Source organism: Nocardiopsis alba DSM 43377, from assembly GCF_000341225.1.
Classification (GTDB): Bacteria; Actinomycetota; Actinomycetes; order Streptosporangiales; family Streptosporangiaceae; genus Nocardiopsis; species Nocardiopsis alba.
In genome coordinates, this window is sequence record NZ_ANAC01000028.1 from 1 (window position 1) to 15,964 (window position 15,964).

The 15,964-nt window shown below is 67.5% G+C and carries 17 protein-coding genes and 1 pseudogene; 11 read left to right on the forward strand and 7 right to left on the reverse strand.

Going from position 1 to position 15,964, the window contains the following annotated elements; genetic code table 11:
* The first annotated feature begins 385 nt into the window (after positions 1 to 385).
* The gene (locus tag D451_RS26840) at positions 386 to 1,732 is read left to right on the forward strand and encodes a helix-turn-helix domain-containing protein (RefSeq protein ID WP_017536244.1); all 1,347 of its coding nucleotides are present in this window, start codon (positions 386 to 388) and stop codon (positions 1,730 to 1,732) included.
* Between the two features lie 73 nt (positions 1,733 to 1,805).
* Here the strand turns inward: D451_RS26840 and D451_RS0123730 are convergent, their stop codons facing one another.
* A complete protein-coding gene (locus D451_RS0123730; protein WP_017536245.1) occupies positions 1,806 to 2,231 on the reverse strand; it encodes a hypothetical protein in 426 nt (141 codons plus the stop codon).
* A gap of 450 nt (positions 2,232 to 2,681) precedes the next feature.
* Here D451_RS0123730 and D451_RS0123735 point away from each other — a divergent pair, with 450 nt between their 5' ends.
* The 5 genes from D451_RS0123735 to D451_RS0123755 all read left to right on the forward strand — a co-directional run bounded on the left by D451_RS0123735 (position 2,682) and on the right by D451_RS0123755 (position 6,254).
* Positions 2,682 to 3,503, forward strand: a complete 822-nt coding sequence (locus tag D451_RS0123735; RefSeq protein WP_026125317.1) for an SAM-dependent methyltransferase — start codon at positions 2,682 to 2,684, stop codon at positions 3,501 to 3,503.
* A gap of 217 nt (positions 3,504 to 3,720) precedes the next feature.
* Complete coding sequence (locus D451_RS0123740) at positions 3,721 to 4,401, forward strand: hypothetical protein (RefSeq protein WP_017536247.1); 681 nt, start codon at positions 3,721 to 3,723, stop codon at positions 4,399 to 4,401.
* A gap of 114 nt (positions 4,402 to 4,515) precedes the next feature.
* Positions 4,516 to 4,737 carry an SAM-dependent methyltransferase gene (locus D451_RS27985; protein ID WP_267880674.1) on the forward strand — a complete coding sequence of 74 codons (222 nt, stop codon included), beginning with the start codon at positions 4,516 to 4,518 and terminating at the stop codon, positions 4,735 to 4,737.
* Positions 4,738 to 5,067: 330 nt separating this feature from the next.
* On the forward strand, positions 5,068 to 5,583 hold the full coding sequence (locus D451_RS0123750; RefSeq protein ID WP_017536249.1) for a SixA phosphatase family protein: 516 nt from the start codon (positions 5,068 to 5,070) through the stop codon (positions 5,581 to 5,583).
* 158 nt (positions 5,584 to 5,741) lie between these two features.
* Positions 5,742 to 6,254, forward strand: coding sequence for a hypothetical protein (locus D451_RS0123755; protein WP_017536250.1), 513 nt, complete (start codon positions 5,742 to 5,744; stop codon positions 6,252 to 6,254).
* A 36-nt stretch (positions 6,255 to 6,290) separates the two neighbouring features.
* Here the strand turns inward: D451_RS0123755 and D451_RS0123760 are convergent, their stop codons facing one another.
* Entirely contained in the window at positions 6,291 to 7,016 is a 726-nt protein-coding gene (locus D451_RS0123760; RefSeq protein WP_017536251.1) for an SDR family oxidoreductase, read from the reverse strand.
* 66 nt (positions 7,017 to 7,082) lie between these two features.
* Here D451_RS0123760 and D451_RS0123765 point away from each other — a divergent pair, with 66 nt between their 5' ends.
* Positions 7,083 to 7,478: a MerR family transcriptional regulator gene (locus tag D451_RS0123765; RefSeq protein ID WP_017536252.1), complete on the forward strand. Its 396-nt coding sequence runs from the start codon at positions 7,083 to 7,085 to the stop codon at positions 7,476 to 7,478.
* A 16-nt stretch (positions 7,479 to 7,494) separates the two neighbouring features.
* On the opposite strand, the gene D451_RS0123770 is transcribed toward D451_RS0123765, so the two are convergent.
* A complete protein-coding gene (locus D451_RS0123770) occupies positions 7,495 to 8,181 on the reverse strand; it encodes an HAD family hydrolase (RefSeq protein WP_017536253.1) in 687 nt (228 codons plus the stop codon).
* Positions 8,182 to 8,436: 255 nt separating this feature from the next.
* Between D451_RS0123770 and D451_RS0123775 the strand changes: the two genes are divergently transcribed.
* Positions 8,437 to 9,618, forward strand: coding sequence for a calcium:proton antiporter (locus tag D451_RS0123775; protein ID WP_026125318.1), 1,182 nt, complete (start codon positions 8,437 to 8,439; stop codon positions 9,616 to 9,618).
* A gap of 64 nt (positions 9,619 to 9,682) precedes the next feature.
* On the opposite strand, the gene D451_RS0123780 is transcribed toward D451_RS0123775, so the two are convergent.
* From D451_RS0123780 to D451_RS0123795, 4 genes are all read right to left on the reverse strand, one after another.
* Positions 9,683 to 10,381, reverse strand: coding sequence for a class I SAM-dependent methyltransferase (locus D451_RS0123780; RefSeq protein ID WP_017536255.1), 699 nt, complete (start codon positions 10,379 to 10,381; stop codon positions 9,683 to 9,685).
* Positions 10,382 to 10,711: 330 nt separating this feature from the next.
* Complete coding sequence (locus tag D451_RS26845) at positions 10,712 to 12,670, reverse strand: hypothetical protein (protein ID WP_017536256.1); 1,959 nt, start codon at positions 12,668 to 12,670, stop codon at positions 10,712 to 10,714.
* Positions 12,667 to 13,815 carry a 5'-methylthioadenosine/S-adenosylhomocysteine nucleosidase family protein gene (locus D451_RS0123790; protein ID WP_017536257.1) on the reverse strand — a complete coding sequence of 383 codons (1,149 nt, stop codon included), beginning with the start codon at positions 13,813 to 13,815 and terminating at the stop codon, positions 12,667 to 12,669. The genes D451_RS26845 and D451_RS0123790 overlap by 4 nt, the downstream gene beginning before the upstream one ends.
* Positions 13,812 to 14,558, reverse strand: a complete 747-nt coding sequence (locus D451_RS0123795; RefSeq protein ID WP_017536258.1) for an NUDIX hydrolase — start codon at positions 14,556 to 14,558, stop codon at positions 13,812 to 13,814. Before D451_RS0123795 ends, D451_RS0123790 begins: the two co-directional genes overlap by 4 nt.
* Positions 14,559 to 14,744: 186 nt before the next feature.
* Here D451_RS0123795 and D451_RS0123800 point away from each other — a divergent pair, with 186 nt between their 5' ends.
* From D451_RS0123800 to D451_RS0123810, 3 genes and pseudogenes are all read left to right on the forward strand, one after another.
* The gene (locus tag D451_RS0123800) at positions 14,745 to 15,125 is read left to right on the forward strand and encodes a hypothetical protein (RefSeq protein WP_017536259.1); all 381 of its coding nucleotides are present in this window, start codon (positions 14,745 to 14,747) and stop codon (positions 15,123 to 15,125) included.
* Entirely contained in the window at positions 15,122 to 15,562 is a 441-nt protein-coding gene (locus D451_RS0123805) for a MarR family winged helix-turn-helix transcriptional regulator (RefSeq protein ID WP_017536260.1), read from the forward strand. The genes D451_RS0123800 and D451_RS0123805 overlap by 4 nt, the downstream gene beginning before the upstream one ends.
* An 87-nt stretch (positions 15,563 to 15,649) precedes the next feature.
* Positions 15,650 to 15,964: pseudogene (locus tag D451_RS0123810) on the forward strand (Appr-1-p processing protein); the annotation flags it as partial.

Genomic DNA, 15,964 nt, shown 5'->3' on the forward strand with positions numbered 1-15,964 from the left:
CCAGGGATCGCGCGGATCAACTCACTTCACGACGACCATTTCACTGAGAAAACCTCACTGGGGGAGCGTCGGGTAGCCGCGAGTGCCTGGTGTGCGACAGGCCCGTTTTCGCTGCACATTTCGAACCAAGCGAACAATTCAGGCATTTCTTTCCGTGATTCCCTGTCCTTCTCAAACCGAATATGAGGTATCCAGCGAAAAGGCCACGAACCTCTGTTCGACTCGCTAGCGTGGAACACGACAAGAAAAAACCCGGCCGGTGTTTGCGCACCGGGCCGGGTTGTGGCCGACGCCTGCACCAACAGGCGGTTCGACCGTGCCACCTCCCTGTCTAACCCCAGGAAGGCGACTCGTGATGGAGTCTATCCCTACCCTCCCCGTCCACGTGGGCGAAACCGCGCGATCTCTGGGTGCGTACGTGGTCCGCAAGCGCCCGCTCGGCGCCCTGAAGGGGATCGGGTTCATCCCTCTGCTGTGGGTGCGTGACGCGCTCAAGGCCGGTCTCTTCAGCAGTACCCGCGCCTACACGGTCGCCTCGGTGATCGCCACGGCCGGTGATTGCGACGGCCGTTACTGCTTCCTCTACTTGAAGGGGGTGGTCGAGCGTTCCGGCGGGACCATGAGCCTGCCCACCGTCAAGCGCGCGATCGACGACCTGGTCGAGGCGGGGCTGGTCCGCAAACTCGACCGTCGCCAGGTGCGGGCCTTCTTCGCCGAGGACCTGGCCGATGGAAAGCGGTGGGGCGACCGGCTCCCTTCGGTGCTGGAGCTGCTGATCCCGGCCTCCGCCTACCCGGAACAGACCCTGAAGGAGATCAATGAGGTGCGGGACAGGCTCGGCGAAGGGCCTCTGGACGAGACCACCCGTCCTTACCCATCGGTAGGAACGACGGCTCAGGTCGGTGAGGACGACGGCTCGGAAAGCACTACAGACGGTTGTCCTGGGACGCGCTCTTCGAACAAGGACCCTGCTTCCGTCCGTGACAGCGTAGGTACAGGGGAGCGAAGCGCACCGAAACGATCGGACGGACCCCATCGCCTCATCTCCCGCATTCCGAACATTCGCCTGCGCGAACCGGTGGCCGATAGGCGACGGCTCGGGCGGGCGGTGGACGATCTGCTCCGCCAAGGCCTGGGCGTCGGCGACGTGACCGCCCTGTTCAACGGGATGGAGGGGCTGCGGCGCCCGTTCCCCGCGTTGATGCACCGGCTGCGCGGCCTGAAGGCGGCACGGGCCTTCCTGGACGGATCTCTGGGGCGAGGTGTGACCGGTGCGGGGTTCTTCTCGCCGCGATGGCCGACGCCGGACGACGATCCCTTCGGGCAGGCTCCGGAGTTCCACCTCGACTCTCAAGGGAAGGCCGACGGGACCTGCCCGGAGCACTCCGGCGTTCGTAACGTCCCGGGCGGGAACTGCGCTCTGTGCGGTGCCCGGTGCCGTTCGACGCCGGGTGAACTCCTGAACCCCGTTCCCGCACCCGCGGCCCGGCAGGAACCGCGGTCGCTTCCCCGGGAAAAGCCCGACCTCATGGGGGAGTGGCTGGATCCAGATCTGGTGGAGCGGATGACGGCCTCCCTCGCTGGGGGAGGGGCGCCCTCCACGGCCTCGGCGGCGCCGGGCGGGCCGAGGCCGTCGTCGGGCTCAGGCCTCTCGCTCAGGACGCGTTCCACCCTCGACGAACTGCGCGGATTCCTCATGGACTCGCGCGATCGAGGGGCGAAGACCCACTGAGTGGCGGGCCTTCACGAGGTCGATTCACCGAAGCCATGGCGAAGGCGCGCGGTGACGGGAGGGTGAGCGTTCGTCATTCACCTCCACCATCGTCCCCTCCACCCTCCCCGCTTCCTCCACGGCCTCCGAAGAGCGAGAGGACGAACCCCGCGCCGCCCACTCCCAGCGCGTAGGGGATGAGAGGGTCGGTGGCTTCGAACATCGCGAGCAGGAGGGTGGCGGGGAACATGGCGATGAACAGAGCGACGCCGAACAGGCCCAAGCGGCCGCGGAACCTGCGCCTCCTCTCCTCCTCTTCCTCATCGTCGCCGGACGCGTCGTCGATGTTCTCCCGCTTCGTCGACAGCCGGTCGGCGAGCACGATGGCCGTCGCGGCTGCCGCGATCAGGGCGAGGAGCCAGAGCAGGGCGGACAGGCTCCCGCTCAGCACCTCACCGAAGAGCGTGACCCCGAGGCCGCCCAGGAGACCCAGGGCCACGAAGACGATGCAGCCTCTCATCGCACCTCCGAAGTAGGGGCCCAAAAGTACGTCGAAGGTGCTGTGAGCGGTGTTGGATGGCCACAAGTGGTCGCGAAAAGATAACGGTGACCGTTGGGCGATGCCCTCACCTGTGAATTCGGCGTCGGACTCCCGGTGATAATCAGTGAATCTATACCGTAAAGGTGTCGGTTCGATTCACCCTGCTCGATGCTCGGCCGGTTCTCACCCGCTCCGGTGAGAAGTTCCCGAGGTCGCCGGCGACTCGAAGGAACACCCCATGAGCGCCTGCGGGCGACGAGGAGTCACACGAGACCACAAGAAACCCATACCTCACATCCGCCCAACGAAGGCGTTTTCCCCTATGGTTGGGGCGACCGGCTTATGGCCGAGAGCGACCGCCGCCCCGAGGCGATCGCCGGATGCTCGGCCGCGTGGCGCGACCCCCTGCGTGTAGAGGTAGATGCTCTGATGTCCGACGACTCCTCCCCGTCCACCTACAACGACCCCGACCGTCCCGCCCCGATCGACACCACCCGGACCCACTCGGCCCGGATCTGGAACTACTGGATGGGTGGCAAGGACCACTACCCGATCGACCGCATCGCGGGCGACCAGGTGTCCGAGTCCTTCCCGGAGATCGTCGACCTGGCCCGGACCAGTCGGGAGTTCCTGATCCGCGTGGTCACCCACCTGACCGAGGAGGCGGGCATCCGCCAGTTCCTCGACATCGGGACCGGGATGCCCACCGCCAACAACACCCACGAGGTCGCCCAGGGGATCGCCCCCGAGTGCCGCGTCGTCTACGTGGACAACGACCCCCTCGTGCTCGCGCACGCGCGCGCCCTCCTCGTGGGAACCCCCGAGGGCGTCACCGACTACATCGACGCCGACCTGCGCGACCCCGACGCGATCCTGGAGAAGGCCGCCGAGACGCTGGACTTCGATCGGCCCATCGCGCTGATGCTCATGGGCGTGCTCGGCCACATCCCGGACGAGGACCTCCAGCCGATCGTCCAGAAGCTGCTGGGCGCCCTGCCCTCCGGTAGCTATCTGGCCAGCTACGACGGCACCAACACCAGCGAGGCCTACAACGAGGCCATCGAGGCGGGCAATAAGCACGGGGACGTCCCCTACATCCTGCGCAGCCCGGAGGCGGTCGCGGCCCGTTTCGAGGGACTGGAGCTGCTGGAGCCGGGTGTCGTGCCCTGCCCGAAGTGGCGTCCCCTGGCCGGTGAGCTGAGCGCCCGCCGCGGCCTGGACCAGTACGGCGGCGTGGCCCGCAAGCCCTGAACGGCGGCCGGGGGTCCCGCTCCACGCACCGGTCACCGACGAACACGATGAGGGGTAACGGCCTGCTGGATAGAGGTCGTTACCCCTCTTCTTTGCGCGCCCAGGGCGTCCATGAACGATGGGTGTGGGCCGTGTCCTGATCCGGCCATGGCTCCAGGCCCTCGGTGGCGGCCAGGAGGGTAGAGGTCGATCACCATCATGTCGTGGAGGCCCCGCCATGCTGTCGATGTCTTTGATCGCCGGAGGACTGGCGCTGTTATGCGTCTACCTCCTCTGGGATGTGGTCGACTCCTACGGCGAAGAACGTCATCGGGGCCGTAACGACAGGCTCGTGACCTTCGCGCTGTGGGCGGCCTGCGGCAACGTGGGCATGACCCTGGCCCTGTTCGAGCGTGCGCTGTCCCGGGATCACGGGACGATGTTCTTTCCGGTGGTCCTGGCCGCGTCCGCGTTCGTGTGCGCCGCGTGCCTCCTGACCGTCGTCTGCGTCGGCGATGTCCCCCGTCATCGCGGGCGCGTTCTCCACCTTCCGATGGTCGCCATGAGCGCCGCGTACCTGGGCGTCATCATGGCCCTGTTCATGATCCTGACCGTTCCCGATGTCCGGGACGCGGTCGCCACGGTCGTGACCACCGCGGGGAACGTCCTGGCGCGGATTCTGGAGTTTCTGGGGATCGTGATTCTCTCGGTCGTGACGTTCGTCGTGGTGATCGGGTTCATGATCGTCGTGGGGGAGGAGGACCGGAACGCCCCTCGGCGCCCCGAGTGGATGAGCAAGAGCGCATGGCGGAGACAACAGCGGATGCTGCGGCGGTACCGAGGCGGTCGCGGTGAGACCGGCTCCGGCTATGACGGCGGTTCCGGAGGCGATGGAGGTGACGGAGGGGGCGGTGATTGAGGCGGGGTGCGGCACCCGGCCAACGACCATCCCTGGGAACGTTCCCGGACGAACGCGCTGTCACGGACACCGGCGCACGTGGGCGGGGTCTCCTCGGAAAGGGACCGGTCTCCGATGGGAGCACGCCCCTGGCTCTCCGGTGAGACCTCACCCGCTCAGGCACTGTCCTTTGAACGGGTCAGGTCGCGCAGCCCGGAGGCGGTCGCGGCCCGCTTCGAGGGGCTGGAGCTGCTGGAGCCGGGCGTGGTGCCCTGCCCGAAGTGGTGTCCCTTGGCCGGTGAGCTGAGCGCCCGCCGTGGCCTGGACCAGTACGGCGGCGTGGCCCACAAGCTCTGAGCGGGGGCCTGGGGCCCGCTCCACGCACCGGTCACCGACGGACATCATGAAGAGGTAATGGCCTGTTGAGGATAAGTCGTTACCTTTCTTTTCATGCTTCGGCGATGTGCCGGACGGCGAATCGGCGGAGCACCGATGGGCCATGGTCCGCATGGACACGAGAATCACTCGGTCCTCAGCGGTCTGGAGTAGATCTGGAGGGCTCAGGTGTCGCGTATGCGGGGTTCAGGCGGTGTCGAGCGCTGTGGATCTGGAACGCGACCCGGACGAGAAGCTCCGAATATCGCGGAAAGCGATACTTTGGGCACGGAACGTGGAATAGTTGACGACATGACTGAAGCAACCCGTCGCCTCGTCCTGCTCCGTCATGCCAAGGCCGAATGGTCCGACAACGACGACCACGAACGCCCCCTCGCCGAACGGGGGCGCAAGGAGGCCCCGGTGGCCGGCCAATGGCTGGCCGGATCCGGGGTCGTTCCCGAACTCACCCTGTGCTCGACGGCCACCCGCTGCCGTGATACCTGGAAGCTCGTCGTCGCCGAGCTACCTCAGCGCCCCAAGACCGTCTACGACGAACGGATCTACGAGGCCTCCCTCGGTAAGCTCATCGCGATCCTCAACGAGACCTCCGACGAGGTCGAGGACCTGATGCTCGTCGGCCACAACCCCGGACTCCACGCTCTGGCCGACGCGCTGGCGGGCGAGGCCGAGGGGGACCTGCTCACGCGGATGAACCGCTCGGGCTACCCCACGAGCGCGACGACGGTGCTGACCTTCTCCGGCTCCTGGAAGAACGTGGAGCACGGCGTCGGTCGCCTGGTCGCTTTCTGGTCCCCGCACGCCTGAACACCGGCCCGGAGCGCCACGGTGTTCCCAGCCTACGACGGGCCTCGTGCCCTCACCCGTGACCGGGGGAGAGGGCACGAGGCCTCGCCGCGTCGGGACGAGGCGCGCATCGGACCCGGGGGCGTTTCCCCGGGGTGATCGGCTGTCACCATGGACGCGTGACGAACCCCGAGGACCCCATCGACTGGCGGGCCCTGGCCGAGGAGATCGGCGCCGACCCGAACCGGGGCGGCGACGCCATCGCCCGGCGGGCCATCACTTCGCTCCTGGGCGATGAGGCGATGCGCTGGGCGGTGGACTGGTACGTCGAGGGGCGCCCGGCCGCCGAGCACGCGCGTTCGGTGCTGCGGCTCCTGCGTCCCGAGGCCGCCAGGTCCCGCTGCTTGGAGATCTACCGGACCGACCCCGACCCCGAACGTCGACACCTCGCCGTCGAGCTGTTCCGCGTGGTCGTCACGGCCGAGGACCTTCCGTTGGTCGGTGATCTCCTGGCCGACCCCGATCCGGCCGTCCAGCTCTGGGGCATGGGCGTCCTCGATCGACTGCTGTGGGACGGCCACGTCGACGCCGACGACGCGGAGCCCTTCCTGCGCATGGCCGAGCGGCATCCGAACCCGAAGGTCCGCGAGAAGCACACGGACCTTCGGGCCCACCTGGAGCCCCACGAGTAACGTGGCCGGACGCTGAAGAGCCCCGGTCGGCAGGGCCTACCGCCCGGCCGCCCCGACCTCCGTCAGGTGCGGGTACAGAAGGGCCGGGTCCTCACCGAGCCGGGCCTTCCACCCCGCCGTCCGCGCGTCGGCCAGCACTTCGAAGGCACCGGCCTCCACACCGTCCAGCGCGGCCTTGGCGATCACGCGGGGGTCGGACTTCTCATCCTCGATATCGGCGATCATGTCGGTGTCCACGCTCGCCATGGCCAGCCCCGTGACCCGGGTGCCCTGCGCGGCGAGCTCGTGACGGACGCCGTTGGTCAACGACCAGGCGGCGGCCTTGGACGCCCCATAACCGTTGGAGTGCTCGAAGGCCATCCACGCCATCACCGACAGCACGTTCAACACGGCGCCGCCCCCGTTGGCGCCCAGGATCGGGGCGAAGGCGCGCACCATGCGCAAGGGGCCGAAGAAGTTGGTCTCCATCTCCAGCCGGATGTCCTCCTCCGCCCCGTCGATCAACCGGGCGAAGGTCGACACCCCGGCGTTGTTGATGAGCAGTGTCGTGTCCCCGGCGAGCTCGGCGGCCCGGGCCACGGACGCGTCGTCGGTGACGTCCAACCTCAGCGGGACGACCCCCTCCGACTCGGGGACGGTCTCCGGCCGACGCACGGCCGCGTAGATCTTCTTCGCGCCTCTCGCGCGCAGTTCCTCGACGAAGCCGTTCCCGATTCCGCGGTTCGCGCCGGTGACCAGAGCGATCTCGTTTCGCATGTCCATGACCGCTAACCTAGAACCTCACGTCGGCGTGAGGTTCAAGTGCTGGAGAGAGGAGATTTCGGCGCGATGAAGATCGGAGAGCTCGCTCGGCGGGCAGAGGTGAGCGTGCGTGCGCTGCGCTACTACGAGGAACAGGGGCTGCTGGCCCCGGAACGCACCCCCTCGGGGCAGCGTCGCTACACCGAGGAGACCGTCGAGGTGGTGCGCCTGTTCCAGCGCTTCTACGCGGCCGGCCTCAGCAGCCGTTCCATCGCGGCCCTGCTGCCCTGCGTGGGCGGCGGCCAGGCCACGCGGGAGCAGCGCGAGATGCTGAACGTGGAACGCGACCGTCTCGCCGCCAGGGTCGAGGAGATGGCCGACACCCTCGTCCGTCTCGACCGGCTCATCGCCGACGCCGACCTGCTCGACAGGGAGGCCCGCGACCGCTCGCCGCGGAGTGAGGCCGCAGGGGTCTCTTCCTGATGGACGGCCGCTCGGATCAGCCGAGCTCGCGGATCGATCCGGGCAGCTCGGCGAGCGACACCGGCACACGGCCCTCCGCCGGTGCGCCCACGTAGAAGGCCGCCAGCCCGGCCCGACGAGGCCCCTCCACGTCGGCCGTCCAGTTGTCGCCGACGAACACGGCGTCCGCCGCGGTGATCCCGTGACGCTCCAGGACATGCGTGTAGATGCGGGGATCGGGCTTGCGCCACCCGACCTCGACCGAGGTGACGACGTCGGCGACGTACCCGGTCATCCCGAACGCCTTGGCCAGATCCGGCACGAGCGGAATGTGGTGGGTGTTGCTGACGATGGCGAGACGGTGGTCCTCCGCGAGGTCGGCCAGGCAGTCCAGAGCCCCGTCGGCCGCGCGCACATCGGAGGTCCACACCTCCAGATACTCCGCGATCAGCCGGTCGATCTCTCCCTCGCCCACCCGAGGCGAACCGAGCAACTCCCGATACCGGGCGGCGATCTCCAGCATCGAGCACTCCCGGCCGGTCTCCCACGCGCGATCGTCGAGCTCGGTCCAGGCCCGCGACCAGAGCGCGTCCGTCCGCTCGGAGGAGAGCGGAAGCCCGGCCCGGCGGGCGAACTCGTACGGCGCGTTGTAGTCGGCCGGGTGGATCGACGGGTCGTAGTCGACCAGGGTGCCGAAGAAGTCGAAATAGACGTGCGAGGCCAAGACGTTCCTTCCAAGGACGGCGTCGACACGGGTCGCCTCTCGCGAGTGTAGGCCCCGACCGTCGACGCCGACGGTCCGGGACCGGTGGAGGACTCATCCCTCCGCCCCTTCAGGGCCGATCCCGTCGCGTACGGGCGCACCGAGGCGAAGCGTCCATCCGCGACGGGTAAAATGGATCACGAAAGATCCCGACGGGACGGCCCGTTCGGATGAGCACATGAGCAGGGACGGCCCAGCAGAAACGGGTATCCACCCGTGCGAACTCAGCACATTCTCCGCGGTGTCCTGACGCCTGCGGTGATCATCCGACTGGCACTCGGTTGGGGCGCGTTCATCGCGACCCTCGTCGCCCAGCCGTTCCTGGCCGCGCACCTGCCGACCCCGGCGCTGGTCGCCGTCCTGGGCGCCATCGTCGCCGTCATCATCGTGTGCGCCTTCGGCGTCGTCGTCGAGGCCGAACACCTCGCCCACAGACTCGGCGACCCCTACGGCACGCTCATCCTCACGCTCTCGATCGTGCTGATCGAGGTCATCCTGATCTCCGCGGTCATGCTCGGCCCCGGCGAACACGCCACGATCGCCCGTGACTCCGTCATGGCCGTGTCGATGATCATCCTCAACCTCGTCGTCGGCGTCTCCCTGCTCATCGGCGGCCTGCGCCACAGGGACGTCCGCGCCAACAGCACCGGTGTATCGACCTACCTGTCGCTGCTCGTGGTGCTCGGCACCGTCGCGTTCGCGCTGCCCGGCCTCATCGGCGAGGGCGGTGCCTACACGGCCGGCCAGGAGATCCCGATCATCATCCTCACGGTGATCCTCTACGTCGCCTTCCTCACCCGGCAGATGGGCGCCCAGCGCGACGACTTCAAGGAGGTCGTCTCCGCGGGGGCCACCGGCGCCGGCGTTGCCCCGCAGAGCGATGGCGCGGTGGCTCAGCAGGTGAAGCCGGAGCGCGCCTCGGTCCTGGCGATCATCTCCGAACACCGCTCCGAGGTGATCGCCCGCGCGCTCGTCCTCGTGATGACCGTGATCCCGATCGTGCTGCTCTCGCACGATATGGCCAGTCTTCTCGACGACGGTCTCGACCGCGCCGGGGCACCGATCGCGCTGTCCGGCATCCTCATCGCGATGATCGTGTTCCTGCCCGAGACCCTCACCGCGATCCGCGCCGCCCTGGGCGGTGAGATCCAGCGGGTGAGCAACCTCTGTCACGGGGCACTCGTCTCCACGGTCGGACTCACCATCCCCGCGGTGCTCACCATCGGACTGTTCACCGGCCAGACCGTGATCCTGGCCGAGAACCCGACCAACCTGGTACTGCTCGGGGTCACTCTGCTGCTGACCCTGACGACCTTCTCCGGTAAGCGGGTGACGGCCCTGCACGGCGCCGCCCACCTGATGGTCTTCGTGCTCTACGGCATGACCGTCTTCTCCTAGAAGACGAAGGGCGCGGCCTCGCGGCGGATGCCGTGGGGCCGCGCCCTCGTTATGCGTCGACGCGCTACTCGGCGACCAGGACGAAGAAGAGGAACCCGATGAAGCGGGACCGTCCCCGGATCTCGGGCGGCAGCAGCTCGGCGGGCGTGTCCTCGGCGTAGGGCGGCTCGTCGATGTCCGCGATCCGGAACCCGGCCCGGGTGAAGTCCTTGACCATCGCGTGCAGCGGACGGTGCCAGATGTTCAGCACGGCCTTTCGACCTTGGAACTCGTGTTCCAAGGGCCAGAGAGAGGTCTCGAAGTAGTCGGCCTCCGGATGCACGATCTTGTGGACCATCGGGTGGTCCACCGAGAGGATCAGCCGGCCGCCGGGCCGGAGCACCCGGTGCAGCTCACGGAGCGGGGCGGACCAGTCCTCCAGGTAGTGAAGTGCGAGCGAGCAGACGACGTCGTCGAACGCGCCGTCCTCGAAGGGGAGCTCCTCGGCCAGGTCGAGCACGCGCAGATCGGTGTCCTCGCCGAGCCGCTCTCGGGCCAGCCTGATCATCTCCGCACTGGAGTCGAACCCGGTCACCCGCGCGCCCCGCTCACGGAGCGCCAGGGCGATCGGGCCGGCGCCGCAGCCGGCGTCCAGGATCCGGCGGCCCGCGACGTCGCCCGCCATGTTCAGTATCGCGGGGCGCGCGTAGTGGCCGTTGGAGAGGTTGACCTCGTTGTCGGCCGCGTAGGCGGCCGCGAAGTCGTCGTAGTCGCTGGTCGTCATGGGGGTCTCGTTTCCGGTCCGCCGGGGGAGTGGTCCGCCCCGACGCTAGCCGGTCCGGTGGAGGGGCGGAACGGTGTGGACGCGAGAGGCCGGTTGTGGTCCGGGCGTGAACCCGAAGCCGGTCCCCCCGCGTGCGCAAGGGCGGACTCATAGGCCCGAATGGATCGTCTCGACGTTCGGCATGGCGCCGATCGATCCCCGCGCCCGAGCGCACGCGGCCCGGGCCTGTCCGGGGCACCCGCGAGGATGCCCCGGACAGGCCGCGGACTTCATACCTCTTCGCGGTCGGACCTTCGCTGAAGGATCAGGGACTTCGAACGAGGTGGGGTTCTACTGGCGATCGAACCAGGGTTTGCCCTCCGCCGCGATGCCTTCGAGGACGCGGAGGGTGTGGGGGAACCCCGCCGCCTCGAGGTTGATCTTGGTGGTCTCGTTCTGATCTTCCTCTTTCGGCCTGGTCATATCCGTGCCGACCAGGGTCGGGGTCTCCGAGACGATCGTGCTCTTGGTAGGGCCGTTCGTCAGTGTGATGTTGAGCGTGTAGTTGTAGCGACTGGACATCTCCACCTGCACGGAGGAGAGCGCGTCGAACCGGTAGTTGTCCCGTTCGCTCAGAAGCCATGAGGCGCGCTCGAAGTCGAGTTCGGCGGAGGCCTCGCGGACCCCTTCGTTGGTGATCAGGAAGATCCTGATCACGTACTTCGAGTACCGCAGGGGGCCGCCCTTCATCTTCGCGTTCTTGCATGGACGGTCCGGGGTGGGCAGGAAGGCGTGGGTGATGACCTCGTGCCATGCCAGACGGTGGTACGACATCGCCTCGTGGAGGATCAGGGTCTTATCGGCCTCGAGCCACTTCTCCATCTCGGTCTCCGTGGGCCTGTTCCGGTCGAGAAAATCCTTCCAACGCTCGTACTCGGCCTTACGAACAGCGAGGATGTCCATATGTTCCCGTGTCTCCTCGCGGAAACGTCGACGTTCGCTGTAGATCCCCAGCCACAGAGGGATCGCGAACCTGGACAGGAACACCAGCGCCGGAACGCAGCCCACGGTGACCACCGGTGCGTGCTGGAAGGCGGCGACGATGACGAACCCGATCCCCAACGCGGAGAGCGCGCACAGGGCCTGGCAACGGATCCTGGTCGCCTTGGCGACCCGGTGGATCTCCTCCGGCCGCAGTGGCAGTCCGGCGTTCCGGCGCTGCTGCACATCGCGCACCAGGAATCGGATCAGCCAGTTCACCTGTCCGGGGCGGACGCCGGTCTCCCGATAGATCCGGGCGACCTCTCGACTCTGTGAGCGACGGATCCCCTTGGTCGCCTCCAACCAGTCGGCCCGCTTCTCGGAAACGGGTGTGTACTTGCCGAAGTAGTGCTCGAAGGTGCTCTCCACCCGCTCGGTGAAACCGTTGTCGGGCAGGGTGCGTTGGGAGGTCCGGGGGCTTTGGTCCTTGAGCGCGGCGATCACGCGTCGCCGTTTGTGGTCCCACAGGGCGATGTGCCAACCGGCCGCGGGGAGAAGAACGAGTGTCACCAGGCAGGCGAGGAGCGCCGCCATGCTGCCATGCCCGAGGGCGGACCTCAGCAGAGAGAAGAAGAGGAACAGGACCCCTCCGGCCAGAAGGGTCGCCCCGAAGACGTCCCAGCCGCTGGTCGAGGGCGGACGTGGCCTACGTGCCCGGGCCGTGGCCGGTTCGGGTTGGAAATAGATCCAGGCTCGCTCGGTACGATCATTGGAGGTTCTGTCCCTTTTCGCGGTCTCCTGGTACTTCTTCCAGATCGCTTGTTTCATGCTCCCGGTCAGGACCAGACCCAGGTGGCGCAACGCGAGGTCGCGTTGTGGGTTGGGAAGAGCCTGTAGACGATCCACCACTGTGTCGGGATCCGCGTCGGAACCGTCCACACAGGCCACCAGCATGAGAACGACGCTCAGCGCCTCGTGCCACGCCTCCTCTCCCGCACCTTCGGTATCGGGTATCCACCGACCGGACAGCGCCTTCAGTGTCTCGAGGTTCCTCCTGTCCAAGTCCCGGTAGGAGCGTTTGCTGAGCAGTGCCAGGACCAGGTGGAAGCGAACCCGGGAGCTGTCGTATCCGCGATTCAGCGCGCGTTCGATGTGGTCGCGGGCCTTGTCCGGAACCCCGCACTCCAGGTACTTGACCCCCAGTTCGTATTCGCGCTCGGGAGGGTCGTCCGGCCCCACGACATAGATGTCGGAGTTCCAGACCTCACCGGCCTGGACGCCCACGAAGGAATGAGGACCCGCGGTGTTGACGGTGCCGGGCCCACTCATGAGAGCCCCTTCACAGCGGTGATCATCGACGCGACCTTGGTCGCCAACGAGGCCAGGTCGCCGAGCAACCCGAGCAGGCGCTTCAAAGCGAGAAGAGACCTTTTACGGCCCTCGGGGGTCGCCTCGGCGATCCCCTTGTCGGCGGTGTCGATCTCCTCGGACGCGGCCTCATGGGTCTCCGCGTCGATACGCCCCGCGGAACGTTCTCGGGAGAGATCCTCCCGCAACGCGGCGAGCTGCTCCGGTAGAGCGACGGGGGCGCTCGTGGTCGAGGTGAGCGACACGTGGAAGGTGCCGCCACTGACATGCCCGGCTTGAACACCGACGTTGCCATGAGCGGTGTTGGAGACGTTTCCGCCGGAAGGTGCCGGGCGATCGTCGCGCATGGTGGGGGGCTCCTCTTGTCTCGTGAGTTCTCGGGCGAGCTCGAGCGCGAAGGCGGCGGCGTTCGCCGCGGCGAGAGGCTGCTGATTCCGGTCCGACTCGGTGGCCTTCTCACCGTCGGCGTGATCGCTGATGCCGCGTACGACCGCGACCGGGGTCCCGCTCAGGTGACCGGCCTGGGCGATTCCGGCGCCTTCCATTTCCACGGCCAGGGCATCGTTGAAGGTCCGCCTGATCCACTCGGCCTCCGCGGAGACACGGGAGTTCTGCACGACCTCCCCGGCGGCGATGGGGCCGAAATGCACCTGGGGGTGGTTCGGCTGGACCGGTACGAGCCGTTCCCAGGTACCGAGCCTGGCCACATGCGCGGCGGTCTGACTGATGTGGTGTGGTGCCTCCCAGGCGCGGGGTCGTGCTTTGAGGCCGTCGTCCTCGCTGGTTCCGCCGTGGTAGGCGTAGATGTGGGATCCGATGACCACATCGCCCAGCGGGGTGTCCCACAGGGCCCCGGCCACCCCGACGAAGAGCAGCGCCGAGGGTGAGAACTCCTGGACGGCCCTTTCGGTCAGGATCGCGGACGACTGGTTGCCTTTACCCGTCAGGCCGAGGACGACGCGGCCACGGCCATCGGGCAGAGAGCCGATCTCGAATCGGGTGCCGCGAGGGTGTGTGTACGGCTCAGGGGAGAGCAGCCGTTCACGTACGGCCTGGTACTCCAGGTTCAGGGCGGTCAGAACCACCACAAGGTCATCGCTGGTCATGACGTCTCACTCCGGGGTCGGGAGAAGGGCCGAGGCTGGGGGAGCGGGCGCAACATCGGTGGGCGGAGTAGATGCTCGGGACCGGCCTGGAACAGGCGGGCCGGTCGCCCCTTGGTGGTGCGTCGATCGGAGTCGACCGGAGTGATGAAGCCCGAGATCGCCTGCACCTTGCGGTAGAAGTTGCGCGGATCGAGCTCGAATCCCCACACCGCCTCATAGACCCGTTGCAGGTCGGTGATGGTGAAGGTCGTGTCGCAGAACGCCGTGGCCAACGAGGTGTTCTCGATCTTCGTTCGGGCTCGCTCCAGCCCGTGATCGAGGATCTCCCGGTGATCGAAGGCGAGTTTCCGGTGACCTGAGGTGAACTCCTCGACGGGTCTCCAAGAGGCCGCCGAGGCGTCTGTGCCCGCTTCCGGTTCCGGTAGCCCCGGGGCGATGGCGAGGTAGGCGACGGAGACGATGCGCCCACGTGGATCCCGGTCGGGGCGGCCGTAGGTGTTCAACTGCTCCAGATGCAGAGACGTCGCGTCCAGGCCCGCCTCTTCCCTCAGCTCTCGACAGGCCGCGTCGAAGATGTCCTCTCCTGTATCGGAGATGAAGCCCCCGGGCAGGGCGAGTTCGCCTTTGTGAGGATCGATACCTCTCTCGACAAGGAGGACGTGGAGGGCCGAGGAGCGCAGGGTCAGGATCACCAGGTCGACGGTGAGGAGTACGCAGGGTGGTCGCCAGGTTTCGTTGTGCATGCGGCGAGCTTAGCTTCTTGTCAGTTCGACAAAAAGCGGTTCTCGAAAATTGGTACTAGTGATGAGAATGAGTTGGGTGGGGTGCTCTTTGTCCTATGGGTCCTGTGTGGCGGATGGTTCGACTTCGCTCCCAGGTCAGGCCTCTTACTCTTTCGTAAGTCTATGCGTTTCGCATAGAGTTGAGGTATGGAACCGAACATCGAACCGGCGATCGACGAGTGGCACACGAGCGTCAACGATGGTGACCCGAAACGAGCGGCGGACGCGGTCGGGAACCCGATCGTCGTTCTCGGGCCCAAGGGCGCCGGATCCATCACTCCAGAACAGTTCGCCGACTGGGTGGAGCGCTCGGGGATCAGGCTGATCCCACGCTCGTGGCATCCGGTCGCCGAGCGCCTCATGGTGGTGGAACAGGACGCCACCTGGCCGCAGAGCAAGGATCCGACCCGTGTGGCGACGGTCTTCCGGGTCGCCGGCGGCAAGGTCACCGCGGCACTTCGACTGCCCGACCTCGGGTCCGCGCTCGACCTCGCCCACATCTGCCACGAGATGGCGGCCACGGTATGAGCGCCGATGGCCCCGGGCAGACCCTGTTCGCCTTCGTCCGCCACTGGGCGCGCAGAACACCGGCCGGAGACCCGAAGGAGGCCGACCGAGGCCGCATCGTCCTCGTCTGCGAAGTGGTCCACTCGCTCGCCGAACGCGGGGCCTCGGCCACGGTCAACGCGATCGCCCACGAGGTCGGCATCGACCAGAGCGGGGTGTCGCGGTTGGTCAAGAGCGCGACCGAAGACGGATACCTGGCCATGGAGGTCTCCCGGACGGACGGGCGACGCCGTGAGGCGTCGCTCACCGACGAGGGGCGTGCCCTGCTGGAACAGGCCCACCACTGGCAGGAGCGGGTTTTCGACCGACTGACCGAGGGCTGGAGCGCCGAGCGGCGTCACGAGTTCCACCGTTCCATGCGAGAACTCATGGAACGGTCGCGTGAACCGGAGGTCTGATACCTGGCCAGCGGGCAGGGGAGCCCGTGCCTCGCCGCACGCCGAGCGTTCCACAGGAGTGTCCGACCCGCTCGTTATCGTTCACACATGTCCGACTCTCCCGATACCCCACCGCCGTCCGGCCTGCGCATCCTGCGTGGAGACGCCACCAGCCCGCAGGCCTCCGGGCCCAAGATCATCGCTCACGTCTGCAACGACCGGGGCGGCTGGGGCAAGGGGTTCGTCCTGGCGATCTCCCGCCGCTGGCCCGAGCCCGAACGCGATTACCGTGCCTGGTATCGCGAACGCGCCCACAACGACTTCGAACTCGGTGCCGTGCGCCTGGTCCAGGTCGAAGCGGACCAGTGGGTGGCGAACATGATCGGCCAACACGGCATGCGGCGCGGTAGCGGCGGGCCGCCC

What these genes read in the sequence shown, in the direction of transcription:
- D451_RS0123740 (WP_017536247.1), top strand. Translation starts at nt 3,721, where the DNA reads ATGCTGTCGATGTCTTTGATCGCCGGAGGACTGGCGCTGTTATGCGTC.
- D451_RS0123795 (WP_017536258.1), bottom strand. Translation starts at nt 14,558, where the DNA reads ATGCACAACGAAACCTGGCGACCACCCTGCGTACTCCTCACCGTCGAC.
- D451_RS0123780 (WP_017536255.1), bottom strand. Translation starts at nt 10,381, where the DNA reads ATGACGACCAGCGACTACGACGACTTCGCGGCCGCCTACGCGGCCGAC.
- D451_RS26845 (WP_017536256.1), bottom strand. Translation starts at nt 12,670, where the DNA reads ATGAGTGGGCCCGGCACCGTCAACACCGCGGGTCCTCATTCCTTCGTG.
- D451_RS0123765 (WP_017536252.1), top strand. Translation starts at nt 7,083, where the DNA reads ATGAAGATCGGAGAGCTCGCTCGGCGGGCAGAGGTGAGCGTGCGTGCG.
- D451_RS0123800 (WP_017536259.1), top strand. Translation starts at nt 14,745, where the DNA reads ATGGAACCGAACATCGAACCGGCGATCGACGAGTGGCACACGAGCGTC.
- D451_RS0123790 (WP_017536257.1), bottom strand. Translation starts at nt 13,815, where the DNA reads ATGACCAGCGATGACCTTGTGGTGGTTCTGACCGCCCTGAACCTGGAG.
- D451_RS0123760 (WP_017536251.1), bottom strand. Translation starts at nt 7,016, where the DNA reads ATGGACATGCGAAACGAGATCGCTCTGGTCACCGGCGCGAACCGCGGA.
- D451_RS0123750 (WP_017536249.1), top strand. Translation starts at nt 5,068, where the DNA reads ATGACTGAAGCAACCCGTCGCCTCGTCCTGCTCCGTCATGCCAAGGCC.
- D451_RS0123805 (WP_017536260.1), top strand. Translation starts at nt 15,122, where the DNA reads ATGAGCGCCGATGGCCCCGGGCAGACCCTGTTCGCCTTCGTCCGCCAC.
- D451_RS0123735 (WP_026125317.1), top strand. Translation starts at nt 2,682, where the DNA reads ATGTCCGACGACTCCTCCCCGTCCACCTACAACGACCCCGACCGTCCC.
- D451_RS0123730 (WP_017536245.1), bottom strand. Translation starts at nt 2,231, where the DNA reads ATGAGAGGCTGCATCGTCTTCGTGGCCCTGGGTCTCCTGGGCGGCCTC.
- D451_RS27985 (WP_267880674.1), top strand. Translation starts at nt 4,516, where the DNA reads ATGGGAGCACGCCCCTGGCTCTCCGGTGAGACCTCACCCGCTCAGGCA.